Origin of the sequence: Streptomyces sp. NPDC002032 (assembly GCF_042890765.1) — a bacterium.
Classification (GTDB): Bacteria; Actinomycetota; Actinomycetes; order Streptomycetales; family Streptomycetaceae; genus Streptomyces.
In genome coordinates this window covers 102109-122117 of sequence record NZ_JBIASM010000019.1, presented here as the reverse complement: position 1 = coordinate 122117, position 20009 = coordinate 102109, and the positions used below count along the sequence as shown (strand labels likewise).

The window sequence follows — 20009 nt, the reverse complement described above, 5'->3', positions numbered from 1 at the left end:
AAGCATGAATGACACGAGTCAGTGACCACGACCTCCCCGAGCCGCACACCCGCTGGAGCCGCCACGATGACCGCCACGCCCTCCACCACCGTCGCCAATCTGCGCGACCTCGGTGGCACCCCGCTCGCCGGCGGCCGCACCGTCCGCCCCGGCCTCGTGCTGCGCTCGGGCTCGCTCGACCGGCTCGACCCCGCCGCCGACCCGGCGGTGGCCGGGCTGGGACTGCGTACGGTCATCGACTTCCGCAGCGCCGCCGAGCGCGCCGACCACCCCGACCGGATACCGGCGGGGGCGCGGCTGCTGGTGCGCGACGTGCTGGCCGACAAGATGAGCGAGGGCCGGATGCCCGCCGCCACCCAGCTCAAGGACCTGCTCGCCGATCCGGTGGTCGCCGAGGAGCACCTGGGCGGCGGCAAGGCGCAGGCGCTGTTCGGGTCGGTGTACCGCTCCTTCGTCGCGACCGGCTCGGCGCACGCCGCCTACCGCACGCTGCTCACCGAGGCCGCCGACCCCGGGGCGGGGCCGCTGCTGTTCCACTGCACGGCCGGCAAGGACCGTACGGGCTGGGGCGCGACGGTGATCCTCTCGCTGCTCGGCGCGGACGACGAGACCCTGATGGCCGAGTACCTGTCGGTGAACCCGGCGGTGAAGGCGGCCTTCGCCCCGATGATCGAGGGCTTCACGGTCGCGGGCGGGGACCCGGACATCGCGCTGGCCCTGATCGGGGTCTTCCCCTCCTACCTGGAGGCGGGCCTGGACGAGGTGCGCGTGCGGTACGGATCGATGGAGAAGTACGTGCGGGAGGGGCTGGGCGTCGCGGACGAGACGGTCGAGGCGCTGCGCACCCGGCTCATCGCCTGACCGGCGCCACCACCGGCCCCGCCGCCGGTCATCCCGCAGGCACCCCGGTTCGTCCGAACGTGCGCGCTGGGCACGGGTGACCATCCGACGATTCGCTCGTTCTGCTGAACGTGACTGCGCCGGATACCGCCACCCGCCCCCTTGCTCCCGACGTCGAGCAGGCCGAGGCCGCCATCGTCGAGCACTACCCCCGGCTGGTGCGGCTCGCCTATCTGGTGCTGCCGCCCTCCCTCGGCCGCAACCGGCGGGTGCTCACCGCCCATTCGCTGACCCAGCGGGCGCTGCCGCGCGGGCGGCGGGGGGTCGTCCCCGTGGACGTGCGGGGCGGGGTCCCGGCGCAGCGCGGCGAGCCGGGCGGGGCCGAGTCGGGGTACGCGTACGTCCGGCTGCGGGTGCTGCGCTCCGCCCTGGAGGCGGGGGTCCCGCTGACGTTCCGCTCGCTGCCGCTGCGCGGGCAGCTGCCGGCGCCGCTGCCCCGCGTGTGGGGGCTGCGACTGTTCCCGCGGGCGGGCGGGGCCGAAGAGCTGGCGCTGGACCAGTGGCTGGCCACGCTGGGCGGCCCCGGCCGGGCGGCCTGCGTCCTGCGGGCGCTGGAGGGGCTCTCGGAGCCGGAGGTGCTCCGGGTGCTGGCCGAGGCCGGGGTGGCGGACCCCGCGGGGGCGGTCGCGGAGTCGGGGGACCCGGCGCACGACGCCCTGTTCTCCTCCCCCGAGTTCGATCCGTGCGTGCTCCAGGCCCGGCCCACCGACCTGCTGCGCCGCCGCCGGTTCGCCCGGGCCTCGCTGGCGGGCGCGGCCGCCCTCGCGGTGTGCGGGGCGCTGCTGGCGCTGCCGGGCGGGGGCTGGGGTTCGGACGGGCCCGCGGCCCCGCCGTACGCGCTGAACGCGGCGGCGCAGGCGGCCCTGGACCCGGGGCAGCTGGTGCGGGTCGCTCCCGCGGTGTGGCGCACGTCCTCCCGTACGGACTACTCCGCCTGGCCCGCGCGCGGCGACCGCGCCGGGGACACCGGGCTGCTGCGCCGGGCGCTGGCCGTGTGGGCGCGGCCCGGCCGGGCGGTGGTGGTCTCGGCCACGCCCGGCACCCCGTCGGGTCCGCCGATGGGCCCGGCCCAGCTGCTGTTCGCGGGGACCGTGGACCAGGCGGTGGTGGTCCTGATGTACGACGGGCTGCGCGTGGTCCGGTACGCCGAACCGCGCACCGGCACCGCGGGCGCGGCGCTGGACTTCGCCCGGACCGACGGGGCCTCGGCGGACACGGCGACGGGTCTGGTGCTCAGCCGGGTCGACGGCAACGTCCGCTACCTGACGGCCCCCTGGATCACCGGCGCCGCCCTGCGCGACCTGCTCAAGCCCGCCGAGGCCCCGGCGCCCCTCAAGCTCACCCCCGACGGGGTCACCCCGCCCCTGGTGGGCCCCGCGCCGGGCGGGAACTGTACGAGCTGGAACGCCCTGTCGCTGACCGGCGACGGCGCGACCCGGCTGGTCACGGACCTGGGCGAGCTGACCCCGGCCCGGCTGACCTCCGGCGCGCCGGGGGCCGCGCGGGACGTGACGGAGGCGGCGGAGCTGGGCGACTGGGCGCGGATCGCCTGCCTGCTGCCCTCGGTGCGCTCGCACGGGGTCCGTACCGTCAACGCCTGGACGTACGCGAAGCAGCCGCTGCCGGAGAACGACGGGACGGCCGCCTGGCTGTGCACCCGGGCGGAGACCTGGCAGGGCACGGCGGACCGGGTGCAGGCCCAGTTCCTGGCGCCGGGCGCGCCCGGGGCGGCCCAGGCCGCGAAGGCGGAGGGCTCGCCCGCTTGCGGGCCCCGGGAGCCGCGGGTGCTGGCCGGAGTGCTGTGGAAGTCCCGCGCGGGGCAGTGGTACGTCCTGGCCGCGGGCAGCGCGCAGTTCGCCTCGCTGTCGGTGTCCGGCGGCGGGGTGACCGGCTCCGCCACGGGCAACCGGCTGGCGGTGAAGGCCCCGGAGGGCGCGCAGGTGGACCTGACGGGCAAGCTGACGGACGGCACCAAGGCCGGGGTGCTGCGCTAGCCTTCGCCGTCGCCCGCCCGCCCGCCGGGGCATCAGCCCGCCCGTCGGGCCATCAGCCCGTCAGGGAGCGGCCCGTGGTGGAGCCGAAGCCCAGCCAGGTGTGGCGGTTGCCCCACCAGCACCAGCCGACCTTGGGGGCCTCGCGCCGCTCCCGGCCGTCGCGTCCGGTGCCGTTGCTGATCCAGATCGCCGGGGTGCGGGCGTCGGGGGTGCCGTTCGGCTTGCGCAGCCGGGAGCCGATGGTCATGAAGCAGCGGTCGCGCTCCAGTACCTCCGGCCGCTGGAGGATCCAGTGGATGCCCTCGGTGAGCACGAGCGGGCTGCGGCCCTCCCGCGCGAGCGCGGGCAGCGCCTCCTGCGGGCTCCGGTTGGCCATGCGGTCACCTCGGTCGACGCCGGTCACCAGGTAGAGGGGGGCGTCGGGGAGCTCGACGCCGTCGGGGGCGAAGCGGTCGACGTCCGTCATGTCGACCACGACGAAGCCGGGCTTGCCCGCCCGGACGAGCAGCGGTGCGAGGACGGAGGCGGGCGCGCGGTCCGGGTGGACGGCGAGCAGGACGTCCTCCCGCGCGCCGCCGGCCGCGGCGGCGAAGGCGCGCAGCTCCTCGACGGGGATCCCGGCGAGCGCGTGCACACCGAGCCGGACCAGGTGTTCCGCCTGGGCGGCGAGCGGCGGCAGGGACGGGAGGGGCGGCGCGGGGTCGGATACGGGGGCGGGGGCGGGAGACGGGAAGTCGCTCAAGCCGGTCCTCTGTTCGCAGGGCGCACGCGGGGTCCACCCTGAACGGAACCACCCCCCGAAATGTTCCCGGCGAACCGGCGAACCGGCGAACCGGCGCCCCACGGGCCCCGATCCGGGCGCGGGGGCGGCACATTGGCCGTGCAAGGGGGTTTTCCTCTTCCGTACCCATCAGTACATTGACGCCATGTCTAATACGCCGCTCGCGCCCGCCCCCGTGGCGACGGAACACATAGACCTCCACCCGCGGAACGTCTCGTTCTCCTGGGAGGACACCCCGCTCCACTGGCTGCCCGGCGATCCCTTCGCCGGACACACCATCAACGTGCTGCACCTGCTCCTGCCCGCCGGTGAGCGGTGGTTCGTGCACGTCTACAAGCAGGTCCTCCCGTACATCACGGACGAGCGGCTGCGGGCGGACGTCATCGGCTTCATCGGGCAGGAGGCCATGCACGCCGCCGCGCACGACGACGTCCTCCCGCACCTGCGGCGCCTCGGCCTCGACCCGACGCCGTACACCGCGCAGGTGGACTGGCTGTTCGAGAAGCTGCTCGGGGACCGTACCCTGCCGCCCGGCAAGGCCCGCCGGTGGTGGCTGATGGAGCGGGTCGCGATGATCGCGGCGATCGAGCACTACACCGCCTTCCTCGGCGACTGGGTCCTCAACGCCGACGAACTCGACCGCCGCGGCGCGGACCCGATGATGCTGGACCTGCTGCGCTGGCACGGCGCGGAGGAGGTCGAGCACCGCTCGGTGGCCTTCGACCTGTTCATGCACGTCGACGGCAGCTACCGCCGCCGGGCCAGGACCTGGGCCACCGCCTTCACCGCCCTGGTCTTCCTCTGGCAGCGCGGCGCCCGCTTCTTCATGGAGAACGACCCCTCGCTGCCCGCCGCCAAGGCCTCCCTCGGCCAGTTCTTCCGGGCCGGACAGCAGGGGGTGCTGCCCTCGGCGGGTGCCATGGCGAGGTCGATCCCGACCTACCTCTCCCGTACGTACCACCCCTCGCAGGAGGGTTCGACGGCCCAGGCCGTCGCCTACCTGGCCACCTCCCCCGGCGCGTCCGGCGGGGTGCGGCCGTGAGGCGGGCCCTGGCCGTGACGGCCCTCGCGGGGGCCGCGGTACTGACCCGGCGGGCGCTGCGCAGCCGTATCGGCCGCTCCCCGCTGTGGCCGCTGCCCGCCCTGGACACCCCCGTGTCGGGGTACTCGCCGCGCCGGCTGCTGCGCGTACGGGTCGCGGCCCGGGCCGAACCGGCCGACGGGGTGGTGCTGCTGACGCTGGAGTCCGCCGAACTGCCGCCCTGGACCCCGGGCGCGCACGTCGACCTCGTCCTGCCCTCGGGGCTGGTCCGCCAGTACTCGCTGTGCGGGGACCCCGCCGAGCAGGGCCGCTACACCATCGCGGTCCGGCTCGTCGAGGACGGCCGGGGCGGCTCCCGCGAGGCGCACGCCCGGCTGGAGGTGGGCACCGAGCTGGAACTGCGGCCGCCGCGCAACCGGTTCGAGCTGCTCCCCGCCCCCTCGTACGCCTTCGTCGCGGGCGGCATCGGCATCACCCCGGTCCTGCCCATGCTCCGCGCGGCGACGGCGGCGGGCGCCGGCTGGACCCTGCTGTACGGGGGCCGCTCGCGCGCCTCGATGCCGTTCCTGCCCGAACTCGCCGCCTACGGGGACCGGGTGACGGTGGTCCCCGAGGACGAGGCGGGCCTGCCGGACCTGACCCCGCTCGGGGCGGCCGCGCCGGGCACCCTGGTCTACTGCTGCGGGCCCGAGCCGCTGATGCGGGCTGCCGCGCAGGCCGCGGCGGACCCCTCGGCGGTGCGTCTGGAACGCTTCGCTCCGGCGGTGGCCGCAGCGGCCCGCCCCTTCACGGTGGAACTGGGCCGCTCGGGCCGCACCGTCGAGGTCGGGGCCGGGGAATCGGCGCTGACGGCGGTGCGCCGGCTGCTGCCCGACACCCCGTACTCCTGTGAGCAGGGCTTCTGCGGGACCTGCCAACACCGGGTGCTGGCGGGCGCGGTGGAGCACCGCGACGAGCTCCTCACGGACGGGGAGCGGGCGGACTCGATGCTGCTGTGCGTCTCGCGCGCGGCCGGGGAGCGCCTGACCTTGGACCTTTGACTTCCGCTTCCCCCCGAGGGGAGAAGTAGGGTGTCGGCATGACAACCGGGGTGCGACGCAGGATGGGTGTCGAGGAGCGGCGGCAGCAGCTGATCGGGGTGGCCCTGGAGCTGTTCAGCAACCGCTCCCCCGACGATGTGTCGATCGACGAGATCGCCGCGGCGGCCGGAATATCCCGGCCGCTCGTCTACCACTACTTCCCGGGCAAGCTCAGCCTCTACGAGGCCGCGCTGCGGCGGGCCGCCGACGAGCTGGCGGATCGTTTCGTCGAGCCGCGCGAAGGCCCCCTCGGGGCCCGGCTGCTGCGGGTGATGGGCCGCTACTTCGCCTTCGTCGACGAGCACGGTCCGGGCTTCTCCGCGCTGATGCGGGGCGGTCCGGCGGCGGGCAGCAGCCGGACCAACGCGATGATCGACGAGGTCCGGCAGGCCGCGTACGAGCAGATCATCACCCACATCGGCGTGGCGGATCCGCCCGCGCGGCTGGAACTCGTCGTGCGTTCCTGGGTGTCGCTGGCCGAGTCGACGGCGCTGCTGTGGCTGGACGGGCGGCGGATCCCGCGGGCGGAGCTGGAACTCCAGCTGGTGCACGACTTCGCGGCGCTGGCCGCCGTGAGCGCCGCGTACGACCCGGAGATGGCGGGGATCCTCGTTCAGATCCTGGCGGGCGAGCCGGCCGACGGGCCGTTCGGGGAGCTGGTGGGACGGCTGGCGGCGCTGGTCCCGGCCTCCCTTCCGGGCGAGTGATCCGGTCCGGAACGCGATAATGCCCGCGTGATCATTGACGACGGGATCTTGTTCCGGCAGGCCGGGGAGAAGGACGCCGCCACGCTGGTGAAGCTGTACGACCAGGCGGCCCGCTGGATGCGCAAGCAGGGCATCGACCAGTGGAAGCCCGGGGAGAAGGACGTCGCCCATTTCCGGTCGGTGATGCGCACCGGGGAGGTGTGGCTCGCCGAGGACGCCGACGGGCGGGTGGTGGGCGCGTACGAGCTGTGGTGGTCCGACGAGGAGGCCTGGGGGGTCCAGCCCCCCGTCGCGGGGTACGTCCACCGGCTGATGGTGGAGCGGGAGGCGGCCGCCCCGGGGACCGGGCTGCGGATCCTCGACCACGCCGAGCGGCGGACCGCCCGGACGGGACGGGAACGGGCGCGCCTGGACTGCCGGGCGTCGAACCCGCGGCTGCTCGCCTACTACCGGGCCGCGGGCTACCGGATCGTCGGCGAATGCCCCTCGAAACAGGGCGACGGCGGCCGGGTGTACGGGGTGATCCTGCTGGAGCGGCGCCTCGACGTCTGAGGCACGGCGCCCGTCCCGACCGCAAGCACCCCGCGTGCGCCATGCCGGGGCGGCTCTCGGCCGTGCGTCCCGGTTGGCGTTGCCCCCGCGTCCGGAGCGGCGGTACTGATGGTCGCGACCAGTCGGTACCAGGAGGGGAACACCATGAGGAATTCCACGAGCAGGACCGCGGGGGTCTTACTGGGCGTCGCGCTGGCGGGCGTGCTGGGGGTCTCGGGAACGGCCACCGCCGCGCCGCGGCCGTCCGTGCCCGCCCCGGCGCCGGCCCCCTCGGCCGCGGCGGCTCCCACGGCCGTCGCGGCGGCGCCCGCGTCGGTGATCGCCGAGGTGGAGGCGGCGGCGGCCCGGCACGAGGCGCTGGCCCCGGCCGCCCGGACGGTCTGTTACGCCGCCCACGTCGAGGGCGTCGGGTGGCAGGGCACGGTGTGCGACGGCGCCGTCGCCGGGACCACCGGGCAGGGCCGCCGGATGGAGGCCGCGGTGATCGCGACCGCCGGGACGGGCGGGGTCTGCGCCAACGCCCACCTGGCGGACATCGGGTGGCAGGGCTGGGCGTGCGCCGCCGACGGCAGGGCGGTGACGGTCGGCACCACCGGCCAGTCGCGTCGGATGGAGGCGCTGGGCGTCCAGGTCGGCAACGGCAGCGTGGCGGCGCAGGCGCACGTGGCGGACTACGGCTGGCTGAACGCGGCCGCCGGGAACCCGGTGTACGTGGGGACCACGGGCCAGTCGCGGCGCATGGAGGCCGTGCGCATCTGGGTCTGACGGGCGCCGCATGGCGCTGAACGGCACGGAACGGGCCGGGCGGCGCTGAACGGAGCTGACCGCGGGTGAGCGGGTGGGGCGGTGCCGGACCGCGGCCGGCACCGCCCCGCCCGCCCCGCGGTCAGGACCGCTTGAACACGGCGACGGTCCGCGCCGGGACGGTGAACGTGCCCGCGGCCGCCTCGTAGCCGGACCGCTTCACCACCGGGTCGGAGCCGGCCGCCTGGACCGGGTGCAGGGCGTAGCGGGTGCCCGCGAGGGCCTGGACGCGCTGGGTGCGCTCCTCGGGCGCGGAGTTGAAGACCACGACCAGGTCGCCCAGGGTCATGGTGAGGACGCCCGGGGTCTCCTCGGTCCCGGACAGCGGGAAGGCCAGCGCGGCCTGGACGGCGTCCGCCGTGGTGAGGGCGAAGGCGCTCTCCGTCGTACGGATCCTCAGCAGGTCGCGGTAGGCGGCCGAGGTGGCGCCGGTCTCGGCGCAGCCGGGGACGGCCGTCCCCTTCAGCAGGGGTGCGGCGTACGGCCACTTGGCCCGGTTGTCGGCGGCGGGCGGCAGGCCCCGGCCGAAGCCGTTGCCGCTGCGGCAGTCCCAGTGGATGGCGTTGAACCAGTCCCCGCTGTCGAAGGAGTTGCGGTCCAGGGACTTCGAGCGGAGCAGGTCGCTGCCGGCCTGGGAGAGCGCCGGGCCCTGCGAGAGGGCGGCCGTGGCCAGGGCGAGGACCTGGGCCCGGCCCCGGTCGGCGGGGGTGGTGGTGGCGGGCAGTTTGTAGGCGAGGGCGTCGTAGAGGCTCTCGTTGTCGTGGGCGTCCACGTAGGCGAGGGCGTCGCCGGGGGCGGCCGCGTAGCCGGCGGGGGCGCCGTTGTAGTCCACCTCGGAGCCCTTGGTGCGGCGGCCCGCGGAGTCGGTGAACGCGTAGGAGGCCAGATTGCCGGTGAGCCCGACCTTGATCAGGTCCTGGTCGTGCAGGAGGCGGGCGCGCTGCTCGTCGGGGGTGCCGTTGGCGGGGGCCCCGTTGGGGGCGGTGAACAGTCCGGAGGCGAAGCCCTGGACGCGCGGGTCCTCGTCGAAGGGGCCGCCGCCGCGCACGGCGTCACGGGCGCGGTCGGAGAAGGTGGCGATGCCGGTGCCGGCCATGTTCTTCTGGGTGGCCTGGACGAAGCGGGCGTCGTCGGCGACCTCGCCGAAGTTCCAGCCCTCGCCGTAGAGGACGATCTTCTTCCCGTCCACGCCGTCCTTCGCGGGGGTGAGCGCGTCGAGGGCCGTGCGGACGGCCAGGATGTTGGCCTTGGGGTGGTGGCCCATCAGGTCGAAGCGGAAGCCGTCGACCTTGTACTGCTTGGCCCAGGTGACGATGGAGTCCACGACGAGGCGGCCCATCATGGCGTTCTCGGGCGCGGTGTTGGAGCAGCAGGTGGAGCTGGCGACGGCGCCGTCGGCGAGGAGGCGCTGGTAGTAGCCGGGCACGATGCGGTCGAGGACCGACGCGTCCGACTGGCCGGCCGCCGCGGTGTGGTTGTAGACGACGTCCATGACGGTGCGCAGCCCGGCCGCGTTCAGCCCCTGGACCATCCTGCGGAACTCGACGGTGCGGGCGGTGCCGTTCGGGTCGCTCGCGTACGAGCCCTCGGGGACGGTGTAGTGCAGCGGGTCGTAGCCCCAGTTGTAGGCGTCCTTCGGGGCGGCGGCGGCCACGCAGGCCTGCTGGGCCTCGGAGTCGGGGGCGTGCGCCGTGAGGTCGCAGGCGGGCGGGGTGCGGTCCGCGGCCCGCTCGGGGACGGTGGCGAAGTCGAAGACGGGCAGGAGGTGGACGTAGGAGGTGCCGGAGGCGGCCAGCTCGCGCAGGTGGCGCATGCCGTCCGAGCCGGTGTCGGTGAAGGCGAGGTACTGGCCGGGGTGGCCGCTCGTGGGGTCCTCGGCGGAGAAGTCGCGCAGGTGCAGTTCCTGGATCCGCGCGGAGGCGAAGGGGACGGGCGCGGGCTTGCGCAGGCCCTGCCAGCCGGGCGGGGCGAGCTTCGGGTCGGCCAGGTCCACCACGAGGCTGCGGGTGGAGTCGGCGGTCAGGGCGGTGGAGTAGGGGTCGGTGACGAGGTTGCGGACGACCTGGCGGGTGCTCGGGGCCCAGACGGTGACGGCGTAGCGGTAGGGCTTGCCGGTCCAGGAGCGGTCGCCGCGCACCGACCAGACGCCGGTGGCGTCGTCGCGGCGCATGGCGACGGTGCGGCCGTCGAGTTCGAGGGAGACCTCCCGGGCGGTGGGGGCCCAGACGGAGAGGGTGGGGCGGCCGTCCTTGAAGACGGGGCCCAGGGGTGCGTTCGTCGCGTACAGGTCGTCGAGGACGCCGGCGAGCTGGACGCCGGTGGCGGCGAGGACGGCCCCGTTCGCGGCGCGGGCGCTCGCGACGAGCTGGCCGCGCGGGGCTTCGCGGACCCGGTCGCGGTCGCGGGGGTCGACGGTGAAGGCCCGGTACGCCGCCAGGTGCGGGAACTTCTGCTTCTGGGCGGGGGTGAGCGCGGTGCGCTCCAGCCGCAGCCAGCGGGCGCCGTTCTCGTGCAGGACGCCGTTCTCCGCGGTGATCCGGCCCTCGGGGGAGGCGAGGAGCTGGGCGGAGGCGGCGGCCTCGGGGGCGTTCCAGGCGAGGGTGTCGCGGTCGATCCAGACGGCTTCGGCCTTGGTGAGGTCGAGGGCGGCGGCCGCGGCGGCGGGCTGTGGCAGGAGGTAGTGCTCCGTGCCGCCGAGCATCCACACCTCGTGGCCGGTGGCCTTGAGGTCGAGGGACTGGTCGGTGGGGAGGTCCTTCTGGTCGCCCTTGTGGAGGATGTAGCTCAGGCTGGTGGCCCCGGCGGCGAGGGGGACCTCGTAGACGGCGCCGTAGGAGTCGGTGCGGACGGGGAGCAGCGGCTTCGCCCAGTCGGTGGGGGTCGCGGCGCCGGTCCACACGTGCAGGCCCCAGCCGTCGTAGGAGCCGTCGGGGCGCTGGTAGTGCAGGACGGCCTTGGTCTGGTCCTGGGGCGGTGCGGCGGGGGGGTCGGTGCGGGCGGGTTCCTGGCCCTGTTCGAGCCAGATCTCGCCGGTCCTGGTCAGGTCGACCGTGCGGTCGGCGGGGACGTCCTTGGTGCCGTCCTTGTCGATGACGAGGTAGTTCAGCGTGGTGGCGCCGGGCTTCAGGCGGACGTACGCGAAGGCGCCGTAGGCGTCGCGGCCGGTGAAGGGGTGGCCCTGGGGCCAGGGCGTGGCCTCGCCGTCGGCGAGGTCGCCCCAGGCGTAGAGCCGCCGGTCCGTGTAGTCGCCGTCGGGCCGGTGGTAGTGGACGACCGCGTAGTCGCGCCGGGTCGCGGTGGGGACCTCCGCGGGCGGGGCCTGTCCGGCGGTGGAGGCGGCGAGGGCGGAGGCGGTGCGTCCGGTGGCGTCGACGGCGACGGCCTTGTAGCGCAGGGGTGTTCCGGCGGGGGCCGTGACCTGCTGGGTGACCGTGTAGGGGGCGTGGTCGGCGGAGCCGAGGACCTGCCACTTCCCGGCGCCGGTCTGGGCGGCGAAGACCACCCGGTTCAGGCCGCCTCCGGTGACGTCGGCGGACAGCTCGACGGTCCCGGTGGCGCCGGGCGCGGGGGGCTTCAGCGTCAGCGCGGGCGCGGTGACGGGCGGGGCGAGGGGGGCGGCGGCCCGCAGGACCACCGAGCCGAGGGCGGGGACGGTGACGGTGAGCTTGCCGGCGGCGGAGGCGCGCGGGGCGGCGAAGACGGCGGCGCCGCTGCCGGTGCCGGTGCCGGCGTAGAGGGTGCGGTAGGTCGCGCCGGCCGGGGCGTCGAGTTCGACCGTACGGGCCCCGGTGCCGTTGTTGGATGCGACGAGGTACTCGGTGCGGGTCTTGGGGTCGGTCCGGGCGAAGGCGTACACGGAGCCCTCGGAGAAACGTTCGCTCTGGATGCCGTCGCGCAGGGCCGGGTGGTCCTTGGTCAGCTTCGAGAGAGCACTGATCTGCCGGTAGAGCGGGTGTCCCGGATCGTAGGCGTCGCTCGCGTGCGTGCGCGCCGTCCCGAGCTGGTCGTCGTCCAGGTAGTCGGCGATCCCCGTGGCGAACAGCGGCTGGCGGGCGTCCTTGTCGCCGCCGGAGCCGGTGAAGCCCTGCTCGTCGCCGGAGTAGACGACCGGGTTGCCCCGGGAGAAGAACATCAGCTCGTTGGCGAGCCGGTAGCGGTCGAGGAGCTCCTGCTCCCCCGCGCCCGGCCGGTCCTGCTTCAGGAAGGTGCCGAAGCGGCCCATGTCGTGGTTGCCGAGAAAGGTCACCTGCTCGTAGGCGTTGGCCTTGTCGGTGGTGTACCGGTAGTCGGCGGCCAGTACGGAGCCCAGCCGGCCCGCGTCCGCGCCCTGGGAGGCGTAGGCGCGGACGGCGTCCTGGAAGGGGAAGTCGAGGGTGGCGTCGAGGCGCCCCCGCGTCACGTACGGGGAGGTGACGGCGGTGTCGGCGGAGTAGACCTCGCCGAACATGAAGAAGTCCTTCCGGCCGCGCTGGGCGGCGTACTTCTCCAGGGCGGTGGCCCACTTCGTCCAGAAGGGGGTGTCGACGTGCTTGACGGTGTCGATGCGGAAGCCGTCGACGGCGAAGTCCTTGACCCACTTCTCGTAGATCTTCTCCATCCCCTCCACGACCTCGGGACGCTCGGTCCACAGGTCGTCGAGGCCGGAGAAGTCGCCCTGCTCCGCGGACTCCCCGGCGAAGGTGGAGTCGCCCCGGTTGTGGTACATCGCCGGGTCGTTGAGCCAGCCGGGCGCCTTGAGGTCCCTCTTCGCGTCGGGCACGAAGGGGGTGCGGGGGAAGGTGGCGGGGCCGGTCTTCGGGAAGCCCTTGCCGTAGGCGGAGTCGTCGAAGGGGACCCCGTCCTTCGTCAGGTACGGAAAGGCCCCCTTGGACAGGTAGTCGTGGGAGCCCTCCCGGTAGTCGACCACGTCGGCGGTGTGGTTGGTGATGACGTCGAAGAAGACCTTCATCCCCTTCGCGTGCGCCTTGTCGATGAGCCGCGTCAGGTCGGCGTTGGTGCCGAAGTGCGGGTCGACCTGGGTGAAGTCGGTGATCCAGTAGCCGTGGTAGCCGGCCGACTCGTCCTTGCCCGTCCCCTGCACCGGCTGGTTCTTGAAGATCGGCGCCAGCCAGATGGCCGTGGTGCCGAGCCCCTTGACGTAGTCGAGCCGGTCGGTGAGCCCCTTGAGGTCCCCGCCCTGGTAGAAGCCCTTGTCGGTGGGGTCCAGCCCGGTCTGCGAGCGGCTCCCGGTCAGCCCGCCGCGGTCGTTGCGCGGGTCGCCGTTCGCGAAGCGGTCCGGGAGCAGGAAGTAGAACTGCTCGCGGGTCAGGTCGTGCCGGGCGGGCTCGGCGGCCAGTTTCGCGTCCGGGGGCGGTGGCGGCGGCTGGGCGGCGGCCGAGGCGGGGAGGGCGGGCAGGAGCGTCACGGCCAGCGCGGCGGCGAGCGCTCCTGCGGCGGGGCGTATCACGGGGGATCTCCTCGGGTACGGGGGTGGGTGCTGCGGATCAGCCGCGCCAGGTGTCGGTCAGCGTGACCGTGCCGTTCGCCGGGACGGTGGCGGTGCGGTTGGCCCCGCTCTCCCAGGTAACGGTCCCGGCGGCGTCCTTGCGGAGGTACTTGTAGGCGAAGGCCGCCCCGGCGGGCAGGCCCACGTCGAGCTTCCAGACGGGGTACGCGGCCGGGTCGAGCCTGAGCGCGGCGCCGGCGTTCCAGCCGCCGAGCTCGGCCCGGTCCCCGGTGACGTACACGTCCTGGCCGGGCACGGTGGTGGCGCTGACGGCGAAGGAGGCCCCGGCCCCGGCGGGCGCCTGCGCGCACGTACGGGCTCCGGCGTGCAGGGCGAGGGCGGTCCCGGCGCCGAGGGTGGCGGTGAACCGTCCGCCGGAGTCCACGCTCACGGCCCGGCCGCTCTGCACGTCGCAGTAGCCGCCGGCGGGCAGGGAGGTCTGGAAGGTGCGGGTCAGCGGCCCGGTCTCGTGGTTGATGACCACGTACGCCTTGGACCCCCGGCCGAAGGCGATCTGGTCGGCCCCGTTGTCCCACCAGTCGGTGACGCCCTGCCCGCGCGCGGAGTTCCGGAAGCCGACCATGGAGGAGATCTCCCGCCAGGCGTGCTGGCACTTCCACCCGTCGGCGTAACAGGTGTTCACGGAGCCGCCGTTGGGGGGACCGGCGTCCTTGTCGGTCCACTCGTAGCCGGAGTGCACGTCGGGCGATCCGTAGGGCCAGGCCAGCATGAACACGCTGGCGAGGGTGTAGGCGGAACCGTCCTTGTAGCTGAGGGTGTCCCCGCCGCGCTCGGTGTCGTGGTTGTCGACGAACACCCCGGCCTGCCCGCTCGGCAGGTACCCCCACGCCTCCCCGAAGTTCTTCAGGTAGGCGAGGTTCTCGTTCTGGAACACCCGCTTGAGGTCCCGCCCGTAGCGGAACTCCTGCACGTCGCCGTTCCCGAGGTACTCGCCCGGCTGGACGGCCTCACCGGCTCCGTATATCGCCTCCTGCTTCCAGTAGACGCCCGGATTGCTCAGCCGCGACTTGATGGCGGCGAGGTCGGCGGCGGGCATGTGCTTGGCGGCGTCGATCCGGAACCCGTCGACGCCCAGCGACAGCAGGTCGTTGAGGTAGCCGGCGATCCGGCCCCGCACGTAGTCCTCACCGGTGTCCAGGTCGGCGAGCTGCACGAGCTCGCAGTTCTGGACGTTCGCCCGGTCCTGGTAGTTCGAGACGGTGGCCCGGCAGTCGTCCATGTCGGCGCCCGAATAGAGCCCCGGGTAGCCGTACTTCGTATACGGGGACCCCCCGGTCCCCACCCCGTCACCGGCGGCCATGTGGTTGATGACGGAGTCGGCGACCACCTTCACCCCGGCCCCGTGGCAGGCGGCGACCATCCGCTGGAAGGCCGCCCGGTCCCCGAGCCGCCCGGCGATCTTGTAGCTGACGGGCTGGTACGAGGTCCACCACTGGGGCCCCTGGATGTGCTCCTGCGGCGGCGACACCTGCACGTACCCGTACCCGGCGGGCCCGAGGCTGTCGGTACAGGCCTTGGCGACGGAGTCGAACCGCCACTCGAACAGCACGGCGGTGACGTCCTTCTCCCCGGGCGCGGCGGCCTGCGCGGAGGGCGCCGGAACGGCGACGGCGGCAGCGGCGAGCACGGACGCGGCAAGCAGACTTCTGCGGCTTCTTGCTGAGCGGGGCATGGGGGCCTCCTGGCGGAGAGGTGGGGGGATTGCCGCTGACCGTAGGGGCCGCCCAGGCGTGTTGCAAGAGCTTGCGCAAGAGATTGCAGAATTGTTTCCGGCGGGGGGTGGGGGTGAGGGGCGGGGCGGGGCGGGGCGGGAGCTTCGGGAGCGGGGTACGAGTGACGGGGCGAGCGGGGAGCGGGCGGGAGTAGGGGCGGCGGGGTCCAGCGGAGCGGCCTCAGGGAGGGTTTGGTGGTCTCCCGTCAGTCTCATCGTCCTTCCGCGTCGGGCCGGTCCCTCAAGGGCGCTCCTTCGTCGCGTCGCTTCGCGATGGCCTTCGGCCACCCTTGACCGACCGTCCCGCCACGGAAAAACGAAGACTGCCGGGAAACCCCCAAAAGAACGTTCACGGGGCAGTGAGCCTGGCCGATCGTCATCAGGGAGCCGAGACCCCCACCGCAAGGGACCCCAGGTGGGCCCGATGTCCGGCCCGCGTGCTGCCATTCCGGGCCGGGGGCGGCCAGACCACACCAAACAGCGACCAGAACAACCGGGCGGGACATCCGGCGCATCGGATCGCTACGCGCTTCTCTCGGCATAGCGTCCGCCGGCCGCCTGTGGCCGGACATAGGCCGCCCAAGGCCCGTGGAGGGCGGGCAGTCACGCGTCTGCGGCCGTGATGGAGTGAGAGAGCGAGAGGAGTGAGTTTTCGTGCAGTGAGCCGATTTCCGGCCGCTCTCCGTCCTCCGAGGGTCAGTCGCCCGTCAAGTAGGGCCATTTCTTCGCCTTGGGCGGCTTATGTCCAGCCACAGACGGCCGGCGGACGCTATGCCGGGCGAAGCGCGTAGCGATCTGATGCGCGGGGGCTTCTGCTGGAGCCGCAGGCTCGTCGTATCGCTGTCTCGTGTGGTCTGGCCGCCCCCGGCCCGGAATCTGGTCTGGGAGGGCCGGATGTCGGGCCCACCTGGCCCCTCGGCGGTAGGGGTCTCGGCTCTCTGATGAGGACAGGACTGTCAGTCGTGCCCCGTGAACGTTCTTTTGGGGGTTTCCCGGCAGTCTTCGTTTTTCCGTGGCGGGACGGTCGGTCAAGGGTGGCCGAAGGCCATCGCGAAGCGACGCGACGAAGGAGCGCCCTTGAGGGACCGGCACGACACGGAAGGACGAAGACTGCCGGGAAACCCCCAAACCCTCCCTGATGCCGCTCCATTGGGCCCCGCTCCCCCACCCCCGCCCGCGCTCGGGCAGGCGGGTGGGCAGGCGCCGGGACGTGGAGGGGTCGAGGGGGAATAGCCGGCCCGGGCCCCGCTCCCCCACCCCCGCCCGCGCTCGGGCAGGCGGGTGGGCAGGCGCCGGGACGTGGAGGGGTCGAGGGGGAATAGCCGGCCCGCGCCCCGCCCCCTCAGCTCCCCGGCCGGGCCTGGGCCGTCGAGCCCCTCACCACCAGTTCCGGCTGGAAGACGTACTCCGTGCGCTGGACCGGGGTGCCCGCGACCGCCTCCAGGAGGGCGCCCACCGCCGCCGTGGCCATCGCGCGGACCGGCTGGCGGACGGTGGTCAGGGGCGGGTCGGTGAAGGCGATGAGCGGGGAGTCGTCGAAGCCGACCACCGAGACGTCCTCCGGGACCCGCAGCCCCCGTTCGCGGGCCGCGCGGACGACGCCGAGCGCCATCATGTCGCTCGCGCAGACCACCCCCGTGCAGCCCCGGTCCAGCAGGGCGCCGCCCGCCGCGTGGCCGCCCTCGACGGTGAACAGCGTGCTCCGCACCAGCCCTTCGGCGGCGGCCCCGGGCCGGGCCGCGAGGAAGCCCTGCTCCTTGCGCGCCGACGGGACGTAGCGCGTGGGCCCGATCGCCAGGCCGATCCGGCGGTGGCCCAGCTCCTCCAGGTGCCGTACGGCCATATCGGCGGCCGCCCGGTCGTCCGGGGACACGAACGGGGCGCTGATCGCCTCGTTGAACCCGTTGATCAGCACGAACGGCACCCCCCGCGCCGCCAGCCGCTGGTAGCGCGCCGGATCGGCCGAGGCGTCGGCGTGCAGCCCCGACAGGAAGACGATCCCGGTGACCCCCCGCTCCTCCAGCTGCTCGACCAGTTCGTCCTCGGTGGCTCCGCCCGGGGTCTGCGTGCACAGCACCGGCGTGTACCCGTGCCCGGCCAGGGCCTGCTCGATGACCTGGGCGAACGCCGGGAAGATCGGGTTGGTGAGCTCCGGGATCAGCAGCCCGACCAGCCCGTTGCTGCGCCGCTTGAGCCGGACCGGCCGCTCGTAGCCCAGCAGGTCCATGGCGGCCAGCACCCTGTGCCGGGTCCCGGCCGCCACCCCCGCCTTGCCGTTGAGCACGCGGCTGACGGTCGCCTCGCTGACCTCGGCCTGCGCGGCGATGTCCGTCAGCCTGAGGGGGGAGGTCACCCCTGCCACCACACCGCCGTGTCGGCCGGGAGGAGGTCCGCCTCCCCGGTCAGGGCCTGGCTGGCCAGCAGCACGGTCCCCGGCGCGGGCAGCCGTACGGGCTCCTCCGTCGTGTTGACCGTGCAGACGAAGCCGCCCCGGCGGAAGGCCAGCACCCCGTCCGGCGCGGGCAGCCACTCCACCGCGTCGCCCGCGCCCAGCTCGGGCCGCTCGCGCCGGATCCGCAGCGCGGTGCGGTAGAGCTCCAGCGTGGAGTGCGGGTCGCCGGTCTGCGCGGCCACGCTCAGCGCCGCCCACCCCTCGGGCTGGGGCAGCCAGCTGCCGCCCGCGCCGAAGCCGTACGGGGCCTCGGTCCCCGACCACGGGATCGGTACGCGGCAGCCGTCGCGCAGTCCGTCCTGGCCGGTGGCGCGGTGGAAGGCCGGGTCCTGGCGGACCTCGTCCGGCAGGTCGGTGACCTCGGGCAGGCCGAGCTCCTCGCCCTGGTAGACGTACGCGGACCCGGGCAGCGCCAGCATCAGCAGCGCCGCCGCCCGCGCCCGGGCCAGCCCCCGGGCACCGCCGCCGTAGCGGGTGACGTGCCGCACCACGTCGTGGTTGGACAGCACCCAGGTGCTCGTCGCGCCGACGGGCCGCATCGCGTCGAGGGACTCGTCGATGGCGGCGCGCAGCGCCGCCGCGTCCCAGCCGGTGCCCAGGTAGTGGAAGTTGAAGGCCTGGTGGAGCTCGTCGGGGCGCAGGTAGAGCGCGGTGCGTTCGGCGCTGGGGGTCCAGGCCTCGGCGACGCCGATGCGGTCCCCGGCGTACTCGTCGAGGACGGTGCGCCAGGAGCGGTAGATCTCGTGGACGCCGTCCTGGTCGAAGAAGGGCAGGACCTGGTTGCCGAGGAGCTTGAGCTGTTCGCTGCGGCCGAGGTCGGGCAGGCCGGGGGCCTTGACGAGGCCGTGGGCGACGTCGATGCGGAAGCCGTCCACGCCCAGGTCCAGCCAGAAGCGCAGGACGGAGCGGAACTCGTCCTGGACGGCGGGGTGGTCCCAGTTGAAGTCGGGCTGCTCGGGGGCGAAGAGGTGGAGGTACCACTCGCCGTCGGCGACGCGGGTCCAGGAGGGTCCGCCGAAGAGGGACTCCCAGTCGTTGGGCGGCAGTTCGCCGTCCGCTCCGCGTCCGGGCCGGAAGTGGAAGCGTTCGCGCAGCGGGCTGCCGGGGCCTTCGCGGAGCGCCTGCTTGAACCATTCGTGCTGGTCGGAGCAGTGGTTGGGGACGAGGTCGACGATGATGCGCAGCCCCAGCGCGTGGGCTTCGCGGATCACGGCGTCGGCGTCGTGCAGGGTGCCGAACATGGGGTCGATGGCCCGGTAGTCGGCGACGTCGTAGCCGGCGTCGGCCTGCGGGGAGGCGTAGAAGGGGCTCAGCCAGACGGCGTCGACGCCGAGCTCCTTGAGGTAGGGCAGGCGGCTGCGGATGCCTTCGAGGTCCCCCATGCCGTCCCCGTTGGAGTCGGCGAAGCTGCGCGGATAGACCTGGTAGATCACCGCTTCTCTCCACCAGCCGGGCAGGGTGCCGGTGGGGGTGGAGAGCGTTTCGGCGAGGTGCTGGGTCATGTCGTCCTTGAAGAGATCGGGCCGGTCATGCGGAAAGGGGCGGGGCGCGGGTGGTCAGCCCTTGGTCGCGCCCGCCGTCATCCCGGCGACGAGGTGCCGCTGGGCGAAGAGGAAGAAGATCGCCGCCGGGATCGCGATGAGCACGGAAGCCGCGCTCATGGCGCCCCAGTTGGAGGTGTACTGGGTCACGAAGGTCTGGAGGCCGCCGGCCAGGGTGAGGTTTTCGTCGCCGACCATGAAGGCGGAGGCGTACGCGACTTCGCCCCAGGCGGTGATGAAGGCGTAGAAGCCGGTGACGGCGAGGCCGGGCTTGGCGAGCGGGAGGATGAGCCGCCAGAAGGTGCCGAAGGGGTTGAGGCCGTCGACGCGGCCGGATTCGTCGATCTCGACCGGGATCGTGTCGAAGAAGCCCTTCATCATCCAGGCGCAGAACGGCACGGCGATGGTGAGGTACGTGATGATCAGGCCGAGGGGCTGGTTGAGCAGTCCGAGGTCGCCCATCAGGTTGTAGAGCGGGACGATGAGGATGGCCATGGGGAACATCTGCGTGATGAGCAGGGTCCACATGAGCGGCTTCATGCCGGGGAACTTGAAGCGGCTGACGGCGTACCCGGTGGTGGCGGCGATGAACACGCCGAGGACGGTGGTGACGCCCGCGACGAGGACGGAGTTGGCGAACCAGCTGAGGAAGTGGCTGTCCTCCAGCAGGTAGCGGTAGTTGCCGAGGTTGGGTTCCTTCACGAAGTCCGTGGTGATGGCGTACTTCGCGGGCTTGAGGGAGGTCAGCAGGATCCACAGCACCGGGAAGACGGCGATGACGGACGCGAGCAGCAGCGTGACGTGCAGTGCGGCGGAGGCGAGCGGGGAGCGCCGGCCGCGCTCGCGGACGGGCGTGGCGGGACGGCCGGCGGCCTTGCCCGCCGCAGGCTTCGCCGCCTTCTCCGCCCCGCGCTCCGCGCCGGCGTCCGGGGCCTGCTTG

General features: G+C 73.8%; 13 protein-coding genes. 7 read left to right on the top strand and 6 right to left on the bottom strand.

The features are described 5' to 3' along the window. The first annotated feature begins 66 nt into the window (after positions 1-66). Both ACFYYT_RS31370 and ACFYYT_RS31365 read left to right on the top strand, forming a co-directional pair. Positions 67-861, top strand: a complete 795-nt coding sequence (locus tag ACFYYT_RS31370) for a tyrosine-protein phosphatase (RefSeq protein WP_351827953.1) — start codon at positions 67-69, stop codon at positions 859-861. A 101-nt stretch (positions 862-962) separates the two neighbouring features. Then, complete coding sequence (locus ACFYYT_RS31365; RefSeq protein ID WP_351828014.1) at positions 963-2894, top strand: hypothetical protein; 1932 nt, start codon at positions 963-965, stop codon at positions 2892-2894. Positions 2895-2946: 52 nt separating this feature from the next. Here ACFYYT_RS31365 and ACFYYT_RS31360 read toward each other — a convergent pair whose 3' ends face one another. Beyond that, positions 2947-3573: a DUF5701 family protein gene (locus ACFYYT_RS31360; protein WP_351828012.1), complete on the bottom strand. Its 627-nt coding sequence runs from the start codon at positions 3571-3573 to the stop codon at positions 2947-2949. Between the two features lie 247 nt (positions 3574-3820). On the opposite strand from ACFYYT_RS31360, the gene ACFYYT_RS31355 reads away from it, so the two are divergent. The 5 genes from ACFYYT_RS31355 (at position 3821) to ACFYYT_RS31335 (ending at position 7820) form a co-directional block, all read left to right on the top strand. Then, entirely contained in the window at positions 3821-4717 is an 897-nt protein-coding gene (locus tag ACFYYT_RS31355) for a metal-dependent hydrolase (protein ID WP_351827951.1), read from the top strand. Next, entirely contained in the window at positions 4714-5757 is a 1044-nt protein-coding gene (locus tag ACFYYT_RS31350; RefSeq protein WP_351827948.1) for a PDR/VanB family oxidoreductase, read from the top strand. Before ACFYYT_RS31355 ends, ACFYYT_RS31350 begins: the two co-directional genes overlap by 4 nt. Positions 5758-5795: 38 nt before the next feature. Continuing rightward, entirely contained in the window at positions 5796-6503 is a 708-nt protein-coding gene (locus tag ACFYYT_RS31345) for a TetR/AcrR family transcriptional regulator (protein ID WP_351827946.1), read from the top strand. 27 nt (positions 6504-6530) lie between these two features. After that, on the top strand, positions 6531-7055 hold the full coding sequence (locus ACFYYT_RS31340; RefSeq protein ID WP_351827944.1) for a GNAT family N-acetyltransferase: 525 nt from the start codon (positions 6531-6533) through the stop codon (positions 7053-7055). A 144-nt stretch (positions 7056-7199) separates the two neighbouring features. Further along, the gene (locus ACFYYT_RS31335; RefSeq protein ID WP_388610098.1) at positions 7200-7820 is read left to right on the top strand and encodes a polysaccharide deacetylase; all 621 of its coding nucleotides are present in this window, start codon (positions 7200-7202) and stop codon (positions 7818-7820) included. A gap of 121 nt (positions 7821-7941) precedes the next feature. On the opposite strand, the gene pulA is transcribed toward ACFYYT_RS31335, so the two are convergent. The 5 genes from pulA to ACFYYT_RS31310 all read right to left on the bottom strand — a co-directional run bounded on the left by pulA (position 7942) and on the right by ACFYYT_RS31310 (position 19876). After that, positions 7942-13305, bottom strand: coding sequence for a pullulanase-type alpha-1,6-glucosidase (gene pulA / locus ACFYYT_RS31330; RefSeq protein WP_388610095.1), 5364 nt, complete (start codon positions 13303-13305; stop codon positions 7942-7944). Between the two features lie 37 nt (positions 13306-13342). After that, the gene (locus tag ACFYYT_RS31325; protein ID WP_351831164.1) at positions 13343-15037 is read right to left on the bottom strand and encodes a carbohydrate-binding module family 20 domain-containing protein; all 1695 of its coding nucleotides are present in this window, start codon (positions 15035-15037) and stop codon (positions 13343-13345) included. 1381 nt (positions 15038-16418) lie between these two features. Beyond that, positions 16419-17438 (bottom strand): LacI family DNA-binding transcriptional regulator, encoded by a 1020-nt coding sequence (locus tag ACFYYT_RS31320; RefSeq protein ID WP_351828885.1) that lies wholly within the window; start codon positions 17436-17438, stop codon positions 16419-16421. Continuing rightward, a complete protein-coding gene (locus ACFYYT_RS31315; protein WP_351828883.1) occupies positions 17426-19030 on the bottom strand; it encodes a glycoside hydrolase family 13 protein in 1605 nt (534 codons plus the stop codon). Before ACFYYT_RS31315 ends, ACFYYT_RS31320 begins: the two co-directional genes overlap by 13 nt. A gap of 54 nt (positions 19031-19084) precedes the next feature. Then, positions 19085-19876 carry a carbohydrate ABC transporter permease gene (locus tag ACFYYT_RS31310; protein WP_351828887.1) on the bottom strand — a complete coding sequence of 264 codons (792 nt, stop codon included), beginning with the start codon at positions 19874-19876 and terminating at the stop codon, positions 19085-19087. Between the last annotated feature and the right edge of the window lie 133 nt (positions 19877-20009).

Excerpts from the sequence above, each read along its gene's own strand:
- ACFYYT_RS31335 (WP_388610098.1), top strand. The coding sequence starts at position 7,200 with ATGAGGAATTCCACGAGCAGGACCGCGGGGGTCTTACTGGGCGTCGCG.
- ACFYYT_RS31370 (WP_351827953.1), top strand. The coding sequence starts at position 67 with ATGACCGCCACGCCCTCCACCACCGTCGCCAATCTGCGCGACCTCGGT.
- ACFYYT_RS31345 (WP_351827946.1), top strand. The coding sequence starts at position 5,796 with ATGACAACCGGGGTGCGACGCAGGATGGGTGTCGAGGAGCGGCGGCAG.
- ACFYYT_RS31355 (WP_351827951.1), top strand. The coding sequence starts at position 3,821 with ATGTCTAATACGCCGCTCGCGCCCGCCCCCGTGGCGACGGAACACATA.
- ACFYYT_RS31325 (WP_351831164.1), bottom strand. The coding sequence starts at position 15,037 with ATGCCCCGCTCAGCAAGAAGCCGCAGAAGTCTGCTTGCCGCGTCCGTG.
- ACFYYT_RS31315 (WP_351828883.1), bottom strand. The coding sequence starts at position 19,030 with ATGACCCAGCACCTCGCCGAAACGCTCTCCACCCCCACCGGCACCCTG.